We start from the raw sequence: 17,285 nt of genomic DNA on the forward strand, positions 1-17,285 counted from the left end.
GGCAGTCACTACTTCAATCAAACAGCACAACGTCATCGGGGATCATATGTCCATTCAGACGAACAACTCCGTCGAATTGAACCTTCAAAGTAATAGCGGCGACTCGATCCGATCGGGTACCCGCAATAGAGACAAGCCGACTTTTGCCGAACTACTGGCTCAACTCACCGACTACACGAAGGGCACGACTAGTGATCGTCTGCAAAAGATGATTCTCGCGAAGCTCGGCGTGACGGAAGACGATCTGAAAAATATGTCGCCTGAAGAACGTGACAAGGTGATGAAGAAAGTGCAAGAGTTGCTCAAAAAAGAGATGGATGCACAAAAGCAGCTCGAAGAAATGAAAAACGGCCAAAAGATCAGCGTGTCAGTTTGATAGCTTAGCGTCGTAAAAAGCACGCGGCGGAGCAGTCGCGTACGGCAGGTTGCTCCGCTGGTTTGTTTGCTTTTTTGTGTTACTCAGCGCTAGCTAGCATGTACGGATCCGCCACTCGCTTTTATCGCGGAATAGCACTTAACAGTGCGCATTGAACGGTTTATCTATTCTTGTGCTCTTCAAGCTTGCCAACGTTTTTGGATGTCCCCACAAAGTGCACCGATTGAACGATCTGACTTGATAGCGCAGACGATGCCGGTGCTCTCGTCGTATGTAGCGCCGTCGCAATGCTGATCATCTTCCCAGACTAGGGCGCAGGTAAAAGATATCAAACACGACAGAAACAGTCGCACGCGTAATTCATCGTCAAATTCAGGTACGGCGAGTGAGACGTGCACGACGTTGCTGTCGAGCACTTAACCGTGCAGCAAAACTACCAGTCGCGACAAACGCGCGAAAAATGCGCGGAACATGATCATCCCCGCGAAACTGTTATGGTTGTGCGACACCGAACCATGCCCCTCTGGGCAACGTGTAGTCAGTAACTCGGCAGACGGATCGCGACACTCCCGATAAGTTTTCGAGGGAAAGGTGGGGTCTCGTCGCCACACTCACGATTTCGGTAGTCGCGTCGTCTGAATGACAAACCGCGTATCAACGTTTGATCCGTCTACCGTTGGAGTCAAACCTGGCACTTCACGGGACAAAGAATCAACGAAGAAGGCCGCGACGCTTCACCTTGGTCTGACTTTCGATAAACCTTGGTATAACAGTGCGATACAACTCTGCGGCCATGCTATTCGTTTATCCGATGGCGCTTCTCCGGGCTAGACACTACCTTTAACACAAGCTTGATGAAAACAACAAGGTAGGGGAGATTGGATCTGTTGTTTGCACTTCGCGCATCAACCGTTTCGGGAGTGGAACATGTCTACGTCAATCGCGCTAACGGCCAATGGCTACCTTGAGATTCTCTGCGTCGACCCTTGGCTTGCAACATTTCACCGACAATACCTTGTACGACGCACTGTCGATTATGCAGATGTTTGCCTCCAGTAGCAGCTGCGAGTCGATAACGCGAACGGGCAGATACGCGGGTGCATATGATCTCGATATGTAGGGCGCTTTGTACAGGGTGGCTTCGATTTCATCCGTCAGCAACTGATCGAGCATCAGCAGTCGCTTCATAACATCTTTGCGGCTTAGTTCAGGTCGACCTCAGAGGCGTCTGCTGACGAACATCCGAATTATCCATGATTGGCGTCGTTTGTGACGAAACGCCACTTGGCTTGCCGCACGCCAGCCGGACATTCTCTCGTGAGATAAACGTTGCACCATTGATCTGTCATTTTGTTTTTCTAGCAAAGAGGCTTTTTCCGGACACGGTATTTTTCTATCGAAGCATTATTTTTAGACTGCATGCAGGTGGTTTCAGTCATTGAGAAACCTGAATCCCCCCGCGCAACATGACATGTCCGATGCTCACGCGAAACGATCAAGTCATTAAGTAAGCGGTACGGTGTGCACGTTCCACTAGCAATCTAAATTTGAAGGAGTTTTCATGCAGTTTCTTTTTGCAATGCGAGTCAAGGGAGAAGTTACTCCCATAACGACCGAGGAGCGCGAGTTGGAGGTCGCGTATGTGCAGAAGAGTTATGCACTCGAATCGGTACGTCAAGTGTGGTCGCGCACGGACGCGGCCGGTGCCTGTCTGCTGATTGAGGCGGCAAGCAAAGACGAAGCTCATGCCGTGATCGAGGGATTGCCGCTGATGAAGGCCGGCAAACTTGTCATCGAGACGTTCGTCCCGCTCCGGGCCTATGGCGGCTTTGCTGCTGCAGCGAAATGATGAACTATCCGGTTTCTGAAGGCTGTCAGCCACGAATGGCCACGTCGGGCGACCTTCGCCTCTACTTCCTTGACCACGGTGGCGACCGGGTCTTGTCGGCAATGAGCGACGGTAGTGACCTCACGATCCTCGTCAACGGACATTGCGCGGGGCCGGACGGGATCGCAATCGATGCTGCACGCGGTCACGTTTATTGGACCAATATGGGCGTTCCGTCGCGTAACGACGGCTTCATCATGCGATGCGATCTTGATGGCCACCACGTTACGAGTATTGTGCCACCGGGGTTGACGCATACTCCCAAGCAGTTGGTTATAGAGGCGATAGGAGGGCATCTTTACTGGTGCGACCGCGAGGGCATGCGGGTGATGCGCTGCAAACTCGACGGATCGTCGATCGAAACGCTCGTGCAAACTGGCTTTGGAGCCTCAGATCAGGCGGATGCGCGCAACTGGTGCGTCGGCATCGCGGTCGATGTCGACCGCGGGCATGTGTATTGGACACAGAAAGGCGCATCGAAGTCCAACACAGGGCGCATCCTGCGTGCCCCACTCAATGGTCTGAAGTCAAGCGAATCTCCTGCCTCGCGCCGCGATATCGAAACACTTTTCAGCGCATTACCTGAGCCCGTCGATCTCGAACTGGATACTGCGACGATGACGCTCTATTGGACCGACCGCGGCGCTCCACCGTTCGGCAATACCCTGAATCGAGCGTGCCTGGATGCAAGCGAATTGCAGCGCGAGGTCCTGCATGGCGGATTTCGGGAGGCGATTGGATTGTCAGTGCATCCGAAGCGGAACGCTGTCTTTCTGAGCGACCTGAACGGTTCGATTTACAGAGTCGCGCTCGGCGGTCAAACGGTTTCTACGGTGCTCCGGGATATAGGGAATTTGACTGGCATCACCGCGCTCTAATGGATGCCTGCTATCGGTTCATGCATTCAGCGCGGCCTCTTGCAACGCGATTCTTGCGCTGAGTTCGCGCTTCAGGAAGTCGACAAACGTGCGGATCTTCGCATCGACGTAAATGCGGGAAGGGTAGACCGAATAGACGTTTCGAGTAGGTAGCTGAAACTCAGGCAGAACCCGGACTAACGCGCCGCTGCGAAGATCGTCGATGGCTGAATAGACCGCCAACGCGCCGATGCCGGCACCGGCGAGCAGGGCGGCCCGCAAGGCTGCCGGGTCGTTGACCTTGAAGCGCGCTTTAGAGACATTCGAAAACACGTCACCATCCGGGCTTTCGAGTTGCCAGCCATCTGTTGATGGTGACGCTGGCGACTGCAAGCGAATGCATTCATGACGGTCAAGATCTTCCGGCGATTGTAGTGCACGATGCTGCTCCAGATACGAAGGAGCAGCGACCAGCACGCTGTAACTGCTGCCGGTTATGTGGCTGACGTAGTCCGAATCGGGAAGCGTCGGCGCTGTCACGACGGATACGTCAAACTGCTCCTCGACGAGTCTCGGCATCGTCGCGGACAGTGTCAGTTCGATATTGACGTTCGGATAACGCCGCTGATAGTCGACAATGCAAGCCGCGAGATGCGTCTGTCCAAGTCCTGGCATCGCGTGAACGCGCAGCTTGCCGTACGGTTCGATTAGCGCGTCGGCTGCTTCGGCGTCGGCGTAGTCGAGGTCGGCCAGAATCTTCTGGCAGCGCTGATAGTAGCGAGCGCCGGCTTCAGTAGGGGTGATACGGCGCGTCGTTCGATGAAAGAGGCGCACGCGCAAATCATCTTCGAGATCGGAAATGGAGCGTGAGACGTGTGCAACGCTGGTATCCAGAACATTGGCCACGGCGGTGAAGCTGCCAACTTCGATGACGCGCGAAAAAACGCGTATGTTGTGAATCTTGTCCACGAAACGATATTCCTTCAGAGGGGCGCTGCGCTGACCGCCCCAGGAGGACGCCGAGTCAGCCCGCAACGTTGCAACAGGCACAGTTGCGGGCTGCGCTTCTTCGGTGTCAGACCGGATCAGATTTTAGATATCTCGCCATCGACCAGACGCCAGAGATCGCACGGATTGGCATGCTTCAATGCTTCAGGTAGCAGGTCATCGGGGAACCCCTGATAGCAGACCGGCCGCAGGAAACGTTCGATCGCACTCATGCCGACTGAAGTGAAGCGGCTATCGGAAGTTGCGGGGAACGGGCCACCATGAATCGATGCATAAGACACTTCTTGCGGATGCGCGAACGCATTGATCACGATACGCCCCGTGCGGCGCTCAAGTATTGGCAACAGGCGCGCGGCGAGTGCGTGATCGGCCTGATCGATCTGCATCGTCGCGGAAAGTTGTCCACGAAACTGCTTCGCGATCGCAATGAGCTGCGAGATATTCTCCACGCGCACTAGCAGCGCAGCAGGACCGAAGACTTCTTCTGACAACGACGCATCTTCAAGCAGCTGCGCACCGTCGGCTTCGAAGAGAACCGATTGCCCGTCCCACGCACCTTGCGCTTGGCCGCCCGCGGCAATACGCTTCGCGCCGGCTTCGGCCTGGCGCTCCACGTTTTTGCGATAGGCCGTGTTGATCCCTGGTGTCAGCATCGTGCGCGCATGCATTGCTTCTACGCGGGCGACCATCGCGCTCTTCAGTTCGGCATAGCCGGGGCCGTCAATCGCGAGCAGGATTGCGGGCTTCAGACACGCCTGACCAACTGTGACAAGCATGCGTTCCGTAAAGCCGTCGCCGATATCGCCACCTCGAGCAGCGAGCGCCGCCGGGAGCACGAAGGTCGGATTGACACTCGTCATTTCGGTAAAGACGGGAATCGGATCAGGACGTTGCTGCGCGCGCCGGAACAACGCCATGCCGCCGCCTTCCGAACCCGTAAAGGTCACGCCCTTGATGAGCGGATGATCGACCAGCGCCTCGCCGATTTCATTGCCGCCACCGCGGACCAGAGAGAACACGCCTTCGTGCAGGCCGGAATCCTTGACCGCCTGCTGGATCACGCGGCCCATCAGCTCCGATCCGCCAGGATGCGCGTTGTGCGCCTTCAGTATGACGGGACAGCCAGCGGCCAGCGCCGACGCCGTGTCGCCCCCTGCGACTGAATACGAGATCGGGAAGTTGCTCGCACCGAAGATCGCAACGGGACCGAGCGCGATCTTCTGCAATCTATGATCCATCCGCGCGCGCGGTTGACGCTCCGACTGGGCGGCATCGATGGTCGCCTGACGAAAACGTCCCTGACGGACGACAGTCGCGAACTGACGAAACTGGGTCGCGGACTTGGCGGTTTCGCCTTCGAGTTGCGCGATGGGCAAACCTGATTCAAGCGCAATACGTTGCGCGAGTTCTGGCGTGATCGCGTCGAGGCCGTCGGCGATGCGTTCAAGGAACGCGGCACGGTCTTCAAGGCTCGTGTTGTTGTAACTGTCGAACGCGTCATCCGCCAGTTGCGCGGCGCGATCGACTTCCGCGCTGCTGCCGAATGCGAAGGACGGTTCAATTTCGACGTTCGTCGCCGGATTCAGCGCCTTCATGGTGCCAGCGGTCGCGGACACTTCCTGCGCGCCGATCAGCAAATTACCTGTGAGTTTCATGTTGGTCTCGTCGCGGTTCAGGCGGTGGTGCTGGTGTTGAGAGCGCCGATGAGTTCGGCTGTCGTCAGGATCTCGTGGGCGTACGTCGGGCCGTTCAGTTCATGCGCGGCGCGCATCATTTCCTGCGTGAAGGCGGCTGTTGCGTCGCGCACGAGCGTGACGTGATAGCCGAGTTCCATCGCGAAGCGGCTCGTGGATTCAATGCAGGTATTGGCCAGCAGACCCACGACGATCACGTGCGTGATGCCTTTCTGCTTCAACTGGAAGTCAAGATCGGTGTTAGCGAAGCCGCTCTGGGCCCAGTGTTCCTTGATGATGATGTCGCCTTCCTGCGGCACGAAGTCGGGGTGCCATTCTCCACCCCATGTGTCCTTCGCAAAGGTGTGGCGTTGCTGCACGAGGCGTTGGGTCGGGTTGGGATGATCCCAGTTCTCGTAATCGCCGGGTTGCCAGCGACGGTGTGGCACGTAAAACACTTGGACATCCGCCTCGCGCGCGGTCGCGACTGTGTCGCGCAGGTTGTCCAGAAGGCGGACATCGTCGGCGATTGCCTTGATCATCGGGAACAGCTTGCCGCCGTCCGAGAGAAAGTCGTTATACGGATCGACCAGCAACAGACCAGTGCGCTCCGCGCGATAGATAAGATTAGCCATTACGTCTTCCAGTTAGAAAGTCTTTGCGAACAAGCTCGCGTTTCGTCGGCGCCGACATGCTTTTGTCAAACGAATCGTGACGTCTCACGCATCGCATTCAGTGCAAGCAGGATATAACTATGAAAAACATAGTGTCAAGTGCCAAACGGACTGGGGCGGGATCGGCGGGCCGGGTGCACGCGTGCTCAAAACGCCCGTGATGCCCGAATCGCGGGCGTTCGCGGCGCACAACCTGGGCAAAGTCTGTTACTATGCAATTCATAGTTTCAGTGGAGAAGGGTTGTGGCACGTGATTCAGAAGCGGCAAATACCGTATGTCCGGTCGCGCGGTCCTTGGATGTCGTTGGTGATCGGTGGACAGTCCTGGTTCTGAGAGAACTGTCGATGGGCGCGACGCGTTTCGAAGAAATACAGATCCAGACCGAAGCGACGCCCCAGATGCTGGCGTCGCGACTCAAATCGCTCGAGGCCGACGGGATGATTGAACGTCACCCGTACAGCGAGAGGCCTCTACGTTATGAATATCGACTGACGGAGAAGGGGCGATCGTTTTATCCGGTTATTTACGCGTTGCGCGCATGGGGCGAGACCTGGTGCAAAGATCGGAGCGAGGAGATCGCAACCCGTTTCGTCCATCGCAAGTGCGGTCACGATGTGGGTCTGGGATCGGTATGTCCGAAATGTAAGGTGCCTGTCGAACGTAAAGATCTTGATGCGTCGATGAGCAATCAGTTTGCAACGGAGCGTGCGGAGCGGCGCGCGGCGTTTAAAAGAAAATAGGCTAGTCCCGGGTTGTGTAAGTTTACTCAAGAAACTTTTGATATCTGACGGCGTCTGAGGGTCCTTGTGGGACTCGCGGTCCCCTTACACGCCGGCGATCCAATAGTGCTCGCGTCCTGGACGGGCAGCAGCGCTGTCGCAAACCTGTACCTGCTCGTCGATACTGATCGCGGTCGCGCGCTGCCCGGTGGGACAATGTTGTCAACCCGCTGCGCCTGCGTCTCGCAATGAACGAAAGCTCTCACGTACTTCGTCCGTAAATTCCTGAGGCTGTTCCCAGGCCGCAAAATGTCCTCCTTTGGGCAGCCGGTTGTAGTGAGTCAATTTCGGATACGCTTTTTCCGTCCAACTCTTTGGCGCCGCATAGATCTCATCGGGGAATACGCTGACAGCGACAGGAATGGCAACGTGTTTCGGTGCGAAGAAGTTCAACTTGTTCTCCCAGTACAAGCGAGCCGACGAGACGCCCGTATTCGTGACCCAATACAACGTGATGTTATCGAGCACATCATCGCGCGAAAGTCCCTCCGACCGCCCATCAAAAACGCGGGCAATCATTGCTTCGCTCGCAGCGTCATGATCGAGCATCCATGCAGCGAGACCGACAGGGGAATCTTCGATGCCGTACAGAGTCTGCGGGCGGTTCGTCATCTCTTGTGCGTAACCCAGACCATGCTTGTAGAAGTAGTCGAGTTGGTCGAACGCGTGCTGCTCGTCGGATGATAGTCCGGCCGGCGCGGGGTTGCCGTACTTGAGCGCATTCGCAATATCGTCCGGCACTGTCGCCGGCATGTTCGTGTGAATGGCGATAAGCCCCGGGGGGGTAAGAAGCGCCATCTGTTCGGTGACGGCATTGCCCCAATCGCCACCTTGCGCCACGTAGCGCGTATAGCCGAGGCGTTTCATTAGCACGACCCACGCACGCGCGATGTGCAGGGGATCCCAGCCCGTCGTTGTTGGTTTGCCCGAAAACCCGTGACCGGGTAACGACGGAATCACGACATCGAACGCATCGGATGCATTTCCGCCGTGCGCCATGGGATTGGTCAACGGCTCGATGATCTTCAATTGCTCGATGATCGAGCCCGGCCAACCGTGCGTGACGATCATTGGCAGCGCATCTTTATTCTTCGAACGCACGTGGATGAAGTGGATGTCCAGCCCATCAATCTGGGTGACATATTGTGGCAATGCGTTTAGCCTCGCTTCAACTTTACGCCAGTTGTAATCCGTCGACCAATAGTGTGCGAGCTTCTGCATCGTCGCGAGTTGCACGCCTTGCGATGCATCTGTGACGGTTTCGCGCTCAGGCCACCGCGTCGCTTTGATGCGTCTACGCAAATCAGCTAGTTGCGCTTCTGGCACGTGGACGTGAAGTTTACGGATGGCCATCCCGTCTTCGCCCGTCGCCGGCGTGATCTCCGTGATCGAGGTTGACTGAGTCGTATCTGCTAGAGCGAGCTCACTCAGCGATACGGTCGCAACTGCGGCAGCAGCGACACCGATAAAACGGCGCCGCGATGGCACCTGAGGAAGCATTTCGTTTGACATGGAAGCTCCTGTTGGTCGTAAGAGGCCCTTAAGCCTGATTTGTGAACATAGAGGCGTTATCGATGGCGCGCGACGCGCGTGCTTCCAGGCCACAATGCTGAGACAAATGCTAGCGGCAGTGACGTGCGCGGACCGGGGGTGAACATCCCAAACAATCGTGTGAGTCAACTTCACCTTACCCACGCTGCTGCTGCCAACAACGAACACATCTGTATCCGACGCGAAAGTCTGTGACTTGCAGAAACATCGCAGCAGCAGAGACATCGACCGGTCGGATACGAGCGTTGATACCTCTGCAGCCGAGTCGTGCGTCAGGCATTGCAGTCCAATCAGCAGAACGCAATGGCAACGAGGTCTGATCGGCATGCACGCATGCACAGGTGCAGTAACTTTCCGATCGCGTGGCCCGTCATAAATAACGGTAAGCGACCGGCGATGATTCAGCCATTCTACGAATGGCTGCAAGCGCCGCGTCCAGGCGTACTCGCGTCATACTTTGGTGGTACGGGTGTACTTCTACCCGCAGAGATCCTGTCCGCCAACGAACATCCGACGGAACACGGGATGAGAGGTCATTTCACGCAAGTTGCGTCACCAAGACCGGAAAACGGAAGACGGTGATGGGGTTTTCCGCCTGTATCTCCGGATGCGTCGCTGTCATTCGAAAGACATCGTGGGAAATGCAGCCTCGCTGGCCCGATGTCGTGCGGGCCGGTACGTCCCGCTATCACTGGATTCATCTCTACCCGATGAACAGTACTCGGGAATTTTTCATACCTCGCACGACGCCCGGTTCACGACGGACCATGTGATATCGCTACAACTTGTCACCTGCGATGCGCGAACAACAATGTCAGTCGTATTCTATTGCTGCAACTTCCTTGGACGCCAGTGAGTGCTTGCAGCGATGCAGTGACTCGAACGAATGAAATCAAGGACTGCACTGCGCTCGATCTGGGCTGCAACGTGAGACCACCTGATCCACCGCCGCCAGTGAAAAGCGAAATAATTTTCCTTTTTTAACGGAGAACTGAAATGGGCAATCCCACGTATCGCGCGGAACGCACCGGCTTGCTACTGGTCGACCCCTACAACGATTTTCTCTCGGAGGGCGGCAAGGTCTTTCCGATGATCAAGGAAATCGCTACCGAGAACAGGCTGCTGGACAATCTTCGTGCGACAGTCGCCAGCGTACGCAAGGCAAGCATCCAGGTGTTTTACGTGCCGCATCGTCGCTGGGAGCCGGGGGATTACGAGAACTGGGATCATCCGAATCCCACGCAAGATGCGATCAAGCAGCGTCACACGTTTGAAAAGGGGACGTGGGGCGGCGAATGGCACCCCGATTTCGTGCCGCACGCAGAGGACATCATCATCAAGGAACACTGGGCGCAGAGTGGTTTCGCAAATACCGATCTCGATTTTCAGCTGAAGCAGCAAGGTGTCACGCATGTGATTGTCATCGGACTGCTCGCGAATACCTGCATCGAGTCGACCAGTCGGTTCGCGATGGAGTTGGGCTACCACGTCACACTCGTGCGCGACGCAACAGCTGCGTTCTCGAAGGAAATGATGCGCGCGGCGCATGAGCTCAACGGCCCGACGTATGCCCATGAGATTCTGACAACTGCCGAACTCAGTGCGGCGCTTAACGCCGGCACTGGCGCCTGAATTGAAGGAGATCAGAGATGACACTCACCGGCAATCTGCTCATTGGAGCTCAGGAAATATCGGCAAGCGCAGGGACGATGAAGGCGTTAAACCCTGCAACGAACGCCGAAATCGAACCGTCGTTCGCGCTTGGTGGCGTCGCGGAGGTGGATCGTGCCGCGCGACTGGCTGACGACGCTTTCGACAGTTACAACAACACAAGTCTTGCCGAACGTTCCGCATTCCTTGAACGGATCGCAGACGGCCTCGACGCCATCGCGACCGAACTTGCGCAGCGCACATCGCTCGAAACCGGTCTGCCCGTCGCTCAACTGCAAGGGGAGGCCGCCAAGTCTGCGGTGCAGTTCCGCCAGTTTGCAACCGTCGTCCGCCAGGGACGTTTTCGGCAGGCCGCGATAGATCCCGCGCAGCCGGACCGTCAACCGCGTCCACGCATGGATCACCGATTGCAGAAGATCGCGCTCGGTCCCGTTGCGATATTTGGCGCCAGCAACTTCCCAATCTCGTACTCGGTCGCGGGTGGGGATACGGCTTCAGCGCTGGCAGCGGGCTGCCCCGTCATACTGAAGGCGCACAACGCACATCCGGGTGCATCGGAGATGATGGGCCGCATGATCCAGCAGACGGTGAAAGCAGCGGGACTACATGAAGGTGTTTTCTCTCTGGTCCGCGGTGGTGGCAATGAGATCGGCGAGGCGCTTGTCGATCATCCGCTCATCAAAGGCGTGACGTTCACCGGATCGGAAGTAGGCGGGATGGCGCTTTTCCGTCGAGCGCAGCAACGTCGTGACCCAATTCCTGTCTTCACCGAAATGACGAGCGTCAATCCAACGTTTGTGTTGCCTGCGGCGCTCGCGGCTCGGGGTGCTGAGATCGGCGATGGTTTCACGGAGCGCATGCTCGTCACGGTCGGCCAGGCTTGTCTGAAGCCCGCAATTCTCCTCGCCATCGATGGTCCCGGCTATGAAGAGTTACGAGCAGCCATGCTTCCGCGCGTCGCGAACACGCCCGCCCGAACGATGCTCACGCCGGGGATCAATTCGGCGTATCTCAAGAACCTCGAGCGTCAGCGCAATTCGGGTGCAGAGCGAATCGCCGCGGGCGGTCCGCCACAAGGCAAGTGGGACGGTCAATCGGTGCTCTTCGAAGTCGACGGCGCACGCCTGCTGGAAGATCCGTTGCTGTCGGAAGAGGTGTTTGGACCTGTCGCGCTGCTGGTACGCGTGAAAGACGTCGAACAGCTGATTGCAATCGCGCGGCAGTTCCAAGGACAACTCTCGGCCACGATGCAGATCGATCCCGCCGATCACGCGCTTGCTGCGCGGCTGCTTCCGATTCTCGAGCGTCGCACCGGGCGAATCGTGATCAATGCGTTCTCACATCCGCAAGAAGTGTCGTATGCATCGATTCACGGGGGGCCCTTTCCTGCAACTTCCGATAGCCGATTCACATCTGTGGGCATGACTGCCATCGAGCGATTCCTCCGTCCGGTTTGCTACCAAGGGTTCCCAGACGATCTTCTACCTGAAGCGTTGAAGCTGGACAACCCTGCGGGGATTTGGCGCCTGACTGACGGCGAACTATCGAAGGATTGATAGCGGTCAAGAAAGGTAGGGTCGGCAAGGGCGTCAGAAGCGCTCGATACACTTTTTTGATCTCACGTAGGACGTGCTGGCTCGTCTCCCGACAGAGCTGCGCACGTCCTCGGACGCCAGACCAGCGGCCAGACGACAATTTTTTATTAGGAGTCGCACTATGACCACGTCGTTTCGACAATTCAGCGTTAGGCCACAAAGCCCTGCATATTGGCGAGTCACGTTCGATAACCCTCCCATCAATGTGCTCGACGGCGCGACAATTCCAGAATTGCAGCAACTACTCGATCTGATGGACTCGGACCCTGAACTGCGCGTCGTAGTGTTTGACAGCGCCAATCCTGAATATTTCATCGCTCATTTCAGTGCAGCGGCTGGAGTCGACACGATCGTGACGCCGCTGCCGGGTGGGATGTACCCGTGGGTAGATATTGTGGAACGGCTCGCTCGGCTCCCCGTAGTGACGATTGCTGCAATTCGTGGACGCGCACGCGGCGTGGGCAGCGAATTTGCATTGGCGTGCGACATCCGGTTTGCCAGCGAGGAAAAGGCGATCCTTGCGCAAATCGAAGTTGGTGCGGGCCTGTTTCCTGGGGGCGGAGCGATCGAGCGCCTGCCTCATTTAACGGGACGTGGACGTGCGTTCGAGATCATTCTTGGCTCGGACGACTTCGATGCAAGCACTGCCGAGCGCTACGGGTGGGTCAATCGGACTATTCCTGACGCAGAGTTCGAGAAGTTCGTGAACCGATTCGCAAAACGGGTCGCCTCGTTCGACAGGCAGCCGCTGCGTGAAGCCAAGCGATTGCTGAACACACATTCTGCGCAGTCTCTATCGGCCGCAATTAACGAATCGCAAAAGGCTTTCTTCAGCGCGCTCTCTTGGCCGACAACAATCACGCGTGCCCAAAAACTAATGGAGCTGGGTTCAGGGCAAGATAGTGATTTGGAGCGCAACTATGGAGCGCGCCTTGGAAGTCTGATGGATGAGCCCGCTACCAAATGAACAAAGGATACTTTATGAATACCCATTCTCCTGACTTGCGCGATCGAAACCCCGACGAACAACCGTTGAAAGGGCTGGAACTGCAATCTTGCATAACCCCTGACGGTGAGCTGAAGCTTTCGCTTATCGAGCTGGAAGTTGCGCCTCCGACAGGAGACGAGGTTGTTGTCCGCGTCGAGGCCGCGCCGCTCAATCCTTCCGACATCGGCCTGCTGCTTGGTCCCGCTGATCTTAACAGCGCGACGCAGACGGGTATCGGCCGTCAAAGAACGTTGACCGCGAAGATCCCAGCCGAGGCACTGGATGGTCTTGCGCTGCGGCTCGACGCATCTCTGCCTGTTGGTAATGAGGGCGCTGGCGTGGTTGTCCGGTCGGGGCCGGGGGCGGCGGAATTGCTTGGTAAAACCGTGTCCGTAGCAGGAGGCGGTATGTACACGCAGTATCGTCGTCTCAACAAAGCCCAGTGCATGGCTCTGGATCCGGGCGTGCCGCCAGCAGAGGGCGCTGCCGCTTTCATCAACCCGCTTACGGCGCTCGGTATGGTCGAAACGATGCGCCGCGAGGGTCATCTGGCGCTGGTACACACTGCAGCGGCCTCGAATCTCGGCCGCATGCTCATCAATGTTTGTCGGAACGAAGGAATCGCACTTGTTAACGTCGTCCGTAACGAAACACAGCTGGGTGTTCTGAAAGAACTTGGTTCGCAATATGTTCTCAACAGTGAGTCAGCCAATTTTGATGCGGACCTCACAGACGTATTAGTCAGTACCAAGGCTACGCTGTGTTTTGACGCGCTGACGGGTGGACCGCTTGCCGGGCGCATACTGCTTGCAATGGAGAGAGCGCTCGTCCGCGAACTGCCAGGCTACAGCCGGTATGGATCTTCAACTCACAAGCAGGTGTACATGTATGGCAGCCTCGATCCAAGACCGATTGAGGTGCCGCGCGTTGGCATGGCGTGGGGAATTGGAGGATGGCTACTGTTCCACTTCCTTGGGAGGGTTGGTCCCGAAGCAACGCAAGCACTGCGTGACCGGGTAAATGCTGAGTTGCGTACGACTTTTCGTAGTGAGTTCAAGGCCGAAATTTCGCTCAGCGATGTCCTCTCGCTTGAGATGCTTCGGGAGTACACAAAGCGCAGCACGGGATCGAAATTTCTGATCAACCCGTCCCTCGACGCCTGATTCGGGCAGTTATTGGCAGGGAAAGGTCGTCGGCCATTGATGCGTGCTGACAACGGCGCTCTTTACGTTTTCAGACGCATTTCTACCCGACGGCCGCTGGAGGATAACTGATGAGCAACGAGTCCGTACCGGGCGACCCTGTACCGCCCCCTCAGCCCGCGGAAGGAAAGAACCACGTCGACGACGATGCGGTGATTGACGCTCCGTTCGTGTCTAGCCACCCCCGGCTCCAGCAACTGTTTCCCGTCCTCACCGAAGCAGAGATCGCCAGAGTGCGGCGCTTTGGCCGAGTGTCAAGGTATCCCAAAGGCACGTTGCTCTATCGTGTAGGGGAGCGCACCCCCGGTATGTTTGTCCTGCTGTCGGGTAAGATCCGGGCTATCGCCCGCGATGGTCTTGGGCGCGAACAGATCATTCACACGTTCTCCCAGCGCGGCGAATTCACTTCTGACGTGAACCAGTTTTCGAAAAAGCCATCGTTCGTGGATTCTCGTGTCATAGAAGATGTCGAAGCTCTGTTGGTCCGGTCCGATGACCTCAGTCCACTTCTGATCAGTGAAGCCGAGGTTGGCGAAAAGATCATGCGCGCGCTAATCCTCAGGCGCTTTATTGCAATGGAACGTGTGAACGGCGCGGTTCTGGTCGGCTCGTCCGGCAATCCCCGGCTACTGGCGTTGCAGAACTTCCTGCGCCGAAACACCTATCCAAATGTCACACTCGATGCGGAACAGGAAGCTGATTCCGTCGCGCTACTGGAGGAACTGACACCACAACCGGATGACTTCCCGCTCGTCATCTGCCCGAACGGCACAATGCTGCGGAACCCCGACGAAAGACAGCTCGCCTCGTGTCTCGGACTGATTCCCGAATTTGATCCGGCTCACGTCTACGATGTGGCCATCGTTGGCGCAGGTCCCGCCGGCCTTGCGGCGGCGGTTTACGCAGCATCCGAGGGATTGTCGGTTGCAGTGCTTGACTGTCGCGCGCCCGGTGGCCAGGCCGGCGCGAGTGCGCGCATCGAGAATTTTTTCGGCTTCCCTACGGGCATCACGGGTCACGCTCTCGCGGACCGCGCGTTCGTCCAGGCGCAGAAGTTTGGTGCACATATCGGCATTCCGTGCGAGGTCAAGGCGGTGTATTGCGACAATCAACCGCCTGAAGTTGAGCTGACTGATGGCCATCGCATAACCGCGCGTACCGTGGTCATCGCGAGCGGCGCGGAGTATCGGCGCCCCGTCGTCGAGGATCTTGAGCGTTTCGAGGGATGTGGCGTGTATTACTGGGCTACGCCGATAGAAGCAAAGGTATGCCGCAAGGAGCCAGTGTTGCTGATCGGAGGCGGTAATTCGGCGGGACAGGCTGTCGTGTTTCTCGCATCGCATGCCGAGCATGTGCACATGTTCATTCGAGGCGCGACGCTTGAGGACAGCATGTCGCACTACTTGATCGAGCGCGTTCTGGCACTGCCGAATGTGACGGTTCATACCCGTGTTGAACTGACCGCGCTTGAAGGAAGTACGCGTCTCGAACGGGTGCACTACCGCGGCGCCGGGGGAATCGAAGGAAGTATGACCGCCCATCACCTGTTCGTGTTTATCGGCGCAGAACCGAATACGGGCTGGCTCCAGACGTGCGGCGTCGAACTTGACAGCAAAGGTTTCGTGCAGACAGGCATCGCTCTTTCGGATGTGACCTTGCAATCAGTGTCGCTGCAGACGAGCGTCCAAGGCATTTTTGCAATCGGCGATGTCCGTTCAGGTTCGACCAAACGTGTTGCTTCGGCAGTGGGCGAAGGTGCGGGTGTGATCGCGCAGATCCAGGGCTTCTTGGCTCAAGCTTACTAAATGCGCCTTCGCCGGGCTCGATGAGAGCAGCGACTGGTAATCCGTTGACGGCCTTGAAGTAAGTGTTCTGCGCTCGCCGTCGCCATCGTCCGTTATCGCGCTTAACTCCGTAGGCAAGTCTGCCTATCATCGATCCTGGATTACGATAGTGCCCGACGATACGCAAACAACGAAGGGGTTCCCCCACTCATTACGAACAAAGCCTTGTCTTCGGGCTTTAGTACGCCTGTTCTGATTTCGTGAATCAAGCCAGCGAACGCCTTGCCACTGTAGACAGGGTCTAGCAGCAGCCCCTCGAGGGTCGCGGCGAGGCTGAGCGCTTCTCGCATGGCTTCGGTCGGCAGGCCATAACCACTACCAAGTTGCTCTCCCCGAATTGCCACCGCATCTGCATGAACTGATAAGTCGGGATTGAGTAGTTCAAGGGCTTTTTGTGTCTTCTCGAAAGTCGTCGCTAACGCTTTCTCCAACGGTGCCAGGACCGTGTAACCAACGATCGATGCCGGATCCTTGCCCATGGCGATGGTTCCCGATATGAGACCTGCTTGCATCCCGCCGCTGCCGTTTGCAACGACGATACGATCGAATGAAATACCTTGTTTGGCGGACTGCTCGTCAATCTCCGCTGCACAGGCGGCATAGCCAAGGCAACCGACAGGGCTTGAGCCGCCAAGTGGGCACACGTAGACACGGCTGCCTTGAGATCTAAGCTTCGCCGCACGCTCTTCTGCAAAATCCAGTGCACTAAGGTCGCCGGGAATATCATGGATAACGGCGCCTAACAATGCGTCCAGTAGCACGTTGCCGTTGTTCACGTAGTCCTCGTCTTCGATTGGCACCAGACGGGAAAGTACAAGCTCGCACTTCAAGCCCGCACGGGCAGCTGCTGCCGCCGTGAGTCGGGCGTGATTGGACTGACGGCCACCAACCGTAATGATCGTGTCAGCACCAGAGGCCAGCGCCTCTCCGATTAGAAATTCGAGTTTACGGAGCTTGTTTCCTCCACCACCCAAACCGTCCAGATCGTCACGCTTCACATAGATGCCGGGGCCGTCTAATTTCCGACTTAGGCGGGGAAGATGCTGGATCGGTGAGGGGCCGTCGCGCAGGGACGCTTGGGGGAATCGTGACAGATCGAGTTTCGATTGCTTCATTGTCTTCTTTGCTCCAGTGGTTCTAGGCGAACGCTACTGCTCCTGCCAACGGCAGCATGCCAC

14 protein-coding genes are annotated in these 17,285 nt (G+C 57.1%); 9 read left to right on the top strand and 5 right to left on the bottom strand.

The genetic code is table 11. The annotated features are described in order from the left end of the window. From P0D70_RS29940 to P0D70_RS29950, 3 genes are all read left to right on the top strand, one after another. A partial coding sequence (locus P0D70_RS29940; RefSeq protein ID WP_408187131.1) for a hypothetical protein occupies positions 1-376 on the top strand: 376 nt, incomplete at its 5' end. Positions 377-1,937: 1,561 nt separating this feature from the next. Further along, positions 1,938-2,225 (top strand): hypothetical protein, encoded by a 288-nt coding sequence (locus tag P0D70_RS29945; RefSeq protein ID WP_408187132.1) that lies wholly within the window; start codon positions 1,938-1,940, stop codon positions 2,223-2,225. Next, complete coding sequence (locus P0D70_RS29950) at positions 2,222-3,142, top strand: YncE family protein (RefSeq protein WP_408187133.1); 921 nt, start codon at positions 2,222-2,224, stop codon at positions 3,140-3,142. Before P0D70_RS29945 ends, P0D70_RS29950 begins: the two co-directional genes overlap by 4 nt. Positions 3,143-3,160: 18 nt before the next feature. Here P0D70_RS29950 and P0D70_RS29955 read toward each other — a convergent pair whose 3' ends face one another. From P0D70_RS29955 to P0D70_RS29965, 3 genes are all read right to left on the bottom strand, one after another. Beyond that, the gene (locus P0D70_RS29955; protein WP_408187134.1) at positions 3,161-4,090 is read right to left on the bottom strand and encodes a LysR family transcriptional regulator; all 930 of its coding nucleotides are present in this window, start codon (positions 4,088-4,090) and stop codon (positions 3,161-3,163) included. A 116-nt stretch (positions 4,091-4,206) separates the two neighbouring features. Continuing rightward, positions 4,207-5,784 carry an aldehyde dehydrogenase (NADP(+)) gene (locus P0D70_RS29960; protein ID WP_408187135.1) on the bottom strand — a complete coding sequence of 526 codons (1,578 nt, stop codon included), beginning with the start codon at positions 5,782-5,784 and terminating at the stop codon, positions 4,207-4,209. A gap of 17 nt (positions 5,785-5,801) precedes the next feature. After that, positions 5,802-6,437, bottom strand: coding sequence for a cysteine hydrolase family protein (locus tag P0D70_RS29965; protein ID WP_408187136.1), 636 nt, complete (start codon positions 6,435-6,437; stop codon positions 5,802-5,804). A gap of 282 nt (positions 6,438-6,719) precedes the next feature. On the opposite strand from P0D70_RS29965, the gene P0D70_RS29970 reads away from it, so the two are divergent. Beyond that, positions 6,720-7,217 (top strand): winged helix-turn-helix transcriptional regulator, encoded by a 498-nt coding sequence (locus P0D70_RS29970; RefSeq protein ID WP_408187137.1) that lies wholly within the window; start codon positions 6,720-6,722, stop codon positions 7,215-7,217. Positions 7,218-7,418: 201 nt separating this feature from the next. Here P0D70_RS29970 and P0D70_RS29975 read toward each other — a convergent pair whose 3' ends face one another. Next, entirely contained in the window at positions 7,419-8,768 is a 1,350-nt protein-coding gene (locus tag P0D70_RS29975; protein ID WP_408187138.1) for an epoxide hydrolase family protein, read from the bottom strand. 1,035 nt (positions 8,769-9,803) lie between these two features. Between P0D70_RS29975 and P0D70_RS29980 the strand changes: the two genes are divergently transcribed. The 5 genes from P0D70_RS29980 (at position 9,804) to P0D70_RS30000 (ending at position 16,068) form a co-directional block, all read left to right on the top strand. Further along, a complete protein-coding gene (locus tag P0D70_RS29980; RefSeq protein ID WP_408187139.1) occupies positions 9,804-10,439 on the top strand; it encodes a cysteine hydrolase family protein in 636 nt (211 codons plus the stop codon). 17 nt (positions 10,440-10,456) lie between these two features. After that, entirely contained in the window at positions 10,457-12,034 is a 1,578-nt protein-coding gene (locus P0D70_RS29985; RefSeq protein WP_408187140.1) for an aldehyde dehydrogenase (NADP(+)), read from the top strand. Positions 12,035-12,194: 160 nt separating this feature from the next. After that, positions 12,195-13,040 (top strand): enoyl-CoA hydratase/isomerase family protein, encoded by an 846-nt coding sequence (locus P0D70_RS29990; protein ID WP_408187141.1) that lies wholly within the window; start codon positions 12,195-12,197, stop codon positions 13,038-13,040. A gap of 14 nt (positions 13,041-13,054) precedes the next feature. Beyond that, positions 13,055-14,224, top strand: a complete 1,170-nt coding sequence (locus tag P0D70_RS29995) for an MDR/zinc-dependent alcohol dehydrogenase-like family protein (protein WP_408187142.1) — start codon at positions 13,055-13,057, stop codon at positions 14,222-14,224. Positions 14,225-14,334: 110 nt separating this feature from the next. After that, positions 14,335-16,068 carry an FAD-dependent oxidoreductase gene (locus P0D70_RS30000; RefSeq protein ID WP_408187143.1) on the top strand — a complete coding sequence of 578 codons (1,734 nt, stop codon included), beginning with the start codon at positions 14,335-14,337 and terminating at the stop codon, positions 16,066-16,068. Positions 16,069-16,208: 140 nt separating this feature from the next. Here P0D70_RS30000 and P0D70_RS30005 read toward each other — a convergent pair whose 3' ends face one another. Further along, positions 16,209-17,222 (bottom strand): D-cysteine desulfhydrase family protein, encoded by a 1,014-nt coding sequence (locus P0D70_RS30005; RefSeq protein WP_408187144.1) that lies wholly within the window; start codon positions 17,220-17,222, stop codon positions 16,209-16,211. Between the last annotated feature and the right edge of the window lie 63 nt (positions 17,223-17,285).

The sequence above is a fragment of the Paraburkholderia sp. RL17-381-BIF-C genome (assembly GCF_046026435.1).
Taxonomy (GTDB): Bacteria; Pseudomonadota; Gammaproteobacteria; order Burkholderiales; family Burkholderiaceae; genus Paraburkholderia.

Excerpts from the sequence above, each read along its gene's own strand:
- P0D70_RS29945 (WP_408187132.1), top strand. The coding sequence starts at position 1,938 with ATGCAGTTTCTTTTTGCAATGCGAGTCAAGGGAGAAGTTACTCCCATA.
- P0D70_RS29950 (WP_408187133.1), top strand. The coding sequence starts at position 2,222 with ATGATGAACTATCCGGTTTCTGAAGGCTGTCAGCCACGAATGGCCACG.
- P0D70_RS29960 (WP_408187135.1), bottom strand. The coding sequence starts at position 5,784 with ATGAAACTCACAGGTAATTTGCTGATCGGCGCGCAGGAAGTGTCCGCG.
- P0D70_RS29965 (WP_408187136.1), bottom strand. The coding sequence starts at position 6,437 with ATGGCTAATCTTATCTATCGCGCGGAGCGCACTGGTCTGTTGCTGGTC.
- P0D70_RS29975 (WP_408187138.1), bottom strand. The coding sequence starts at position 8,768 with ATGTCAAACGAAATGCTTCCTCAGGTGCCATCGCGGCGCCGTTTTATC.
- P0D70_RS29980 (WP_408187139.1), top strand. The coding sequence starts at position 9,804 with ATGGGCAATCCCACGTATCGCGCGGAACGCACCGGCTTGCTACTGGTC.
- P0D70_RS29985 (WP_408187140.1), top strand. The coding sequence starts at position 10,457 with ATGACACTCACCGGCAATCTGCTCATTGGAGCTCAGGAAATATCGGCA.
- P0D70_RS29990 (WP_408187141.1), top strand. The coding sequence starts at position 12,195 with ATGACCACGTCGTTTCGACAATTCAGCGTTAGGCCACAAAGCCCTGCA.
- P0D70_RS29995 (WP_408187142.1), top strand. The coding sequence starts at position 13,055 with ATGAATACCCATTCTCCTGACTTGCGCGATCGAAACCCCGACGAACAA.
- P0D70_RS30000 (WP_408187143.1), top strand. The coding sequence starts at position 14,335 with ATGAGCAACGAGTCCGTACCGGGCGACCCTGTACCGCCCCCTCAGCCC.
- P0D70_RS30005 (WP_408187144.1), bottom strand. The coding sequence starts at position 17,222 with ATGAAGCAATCGAAACTCGATCTGTCACGATTCCCCCAAGCGTCCCTG.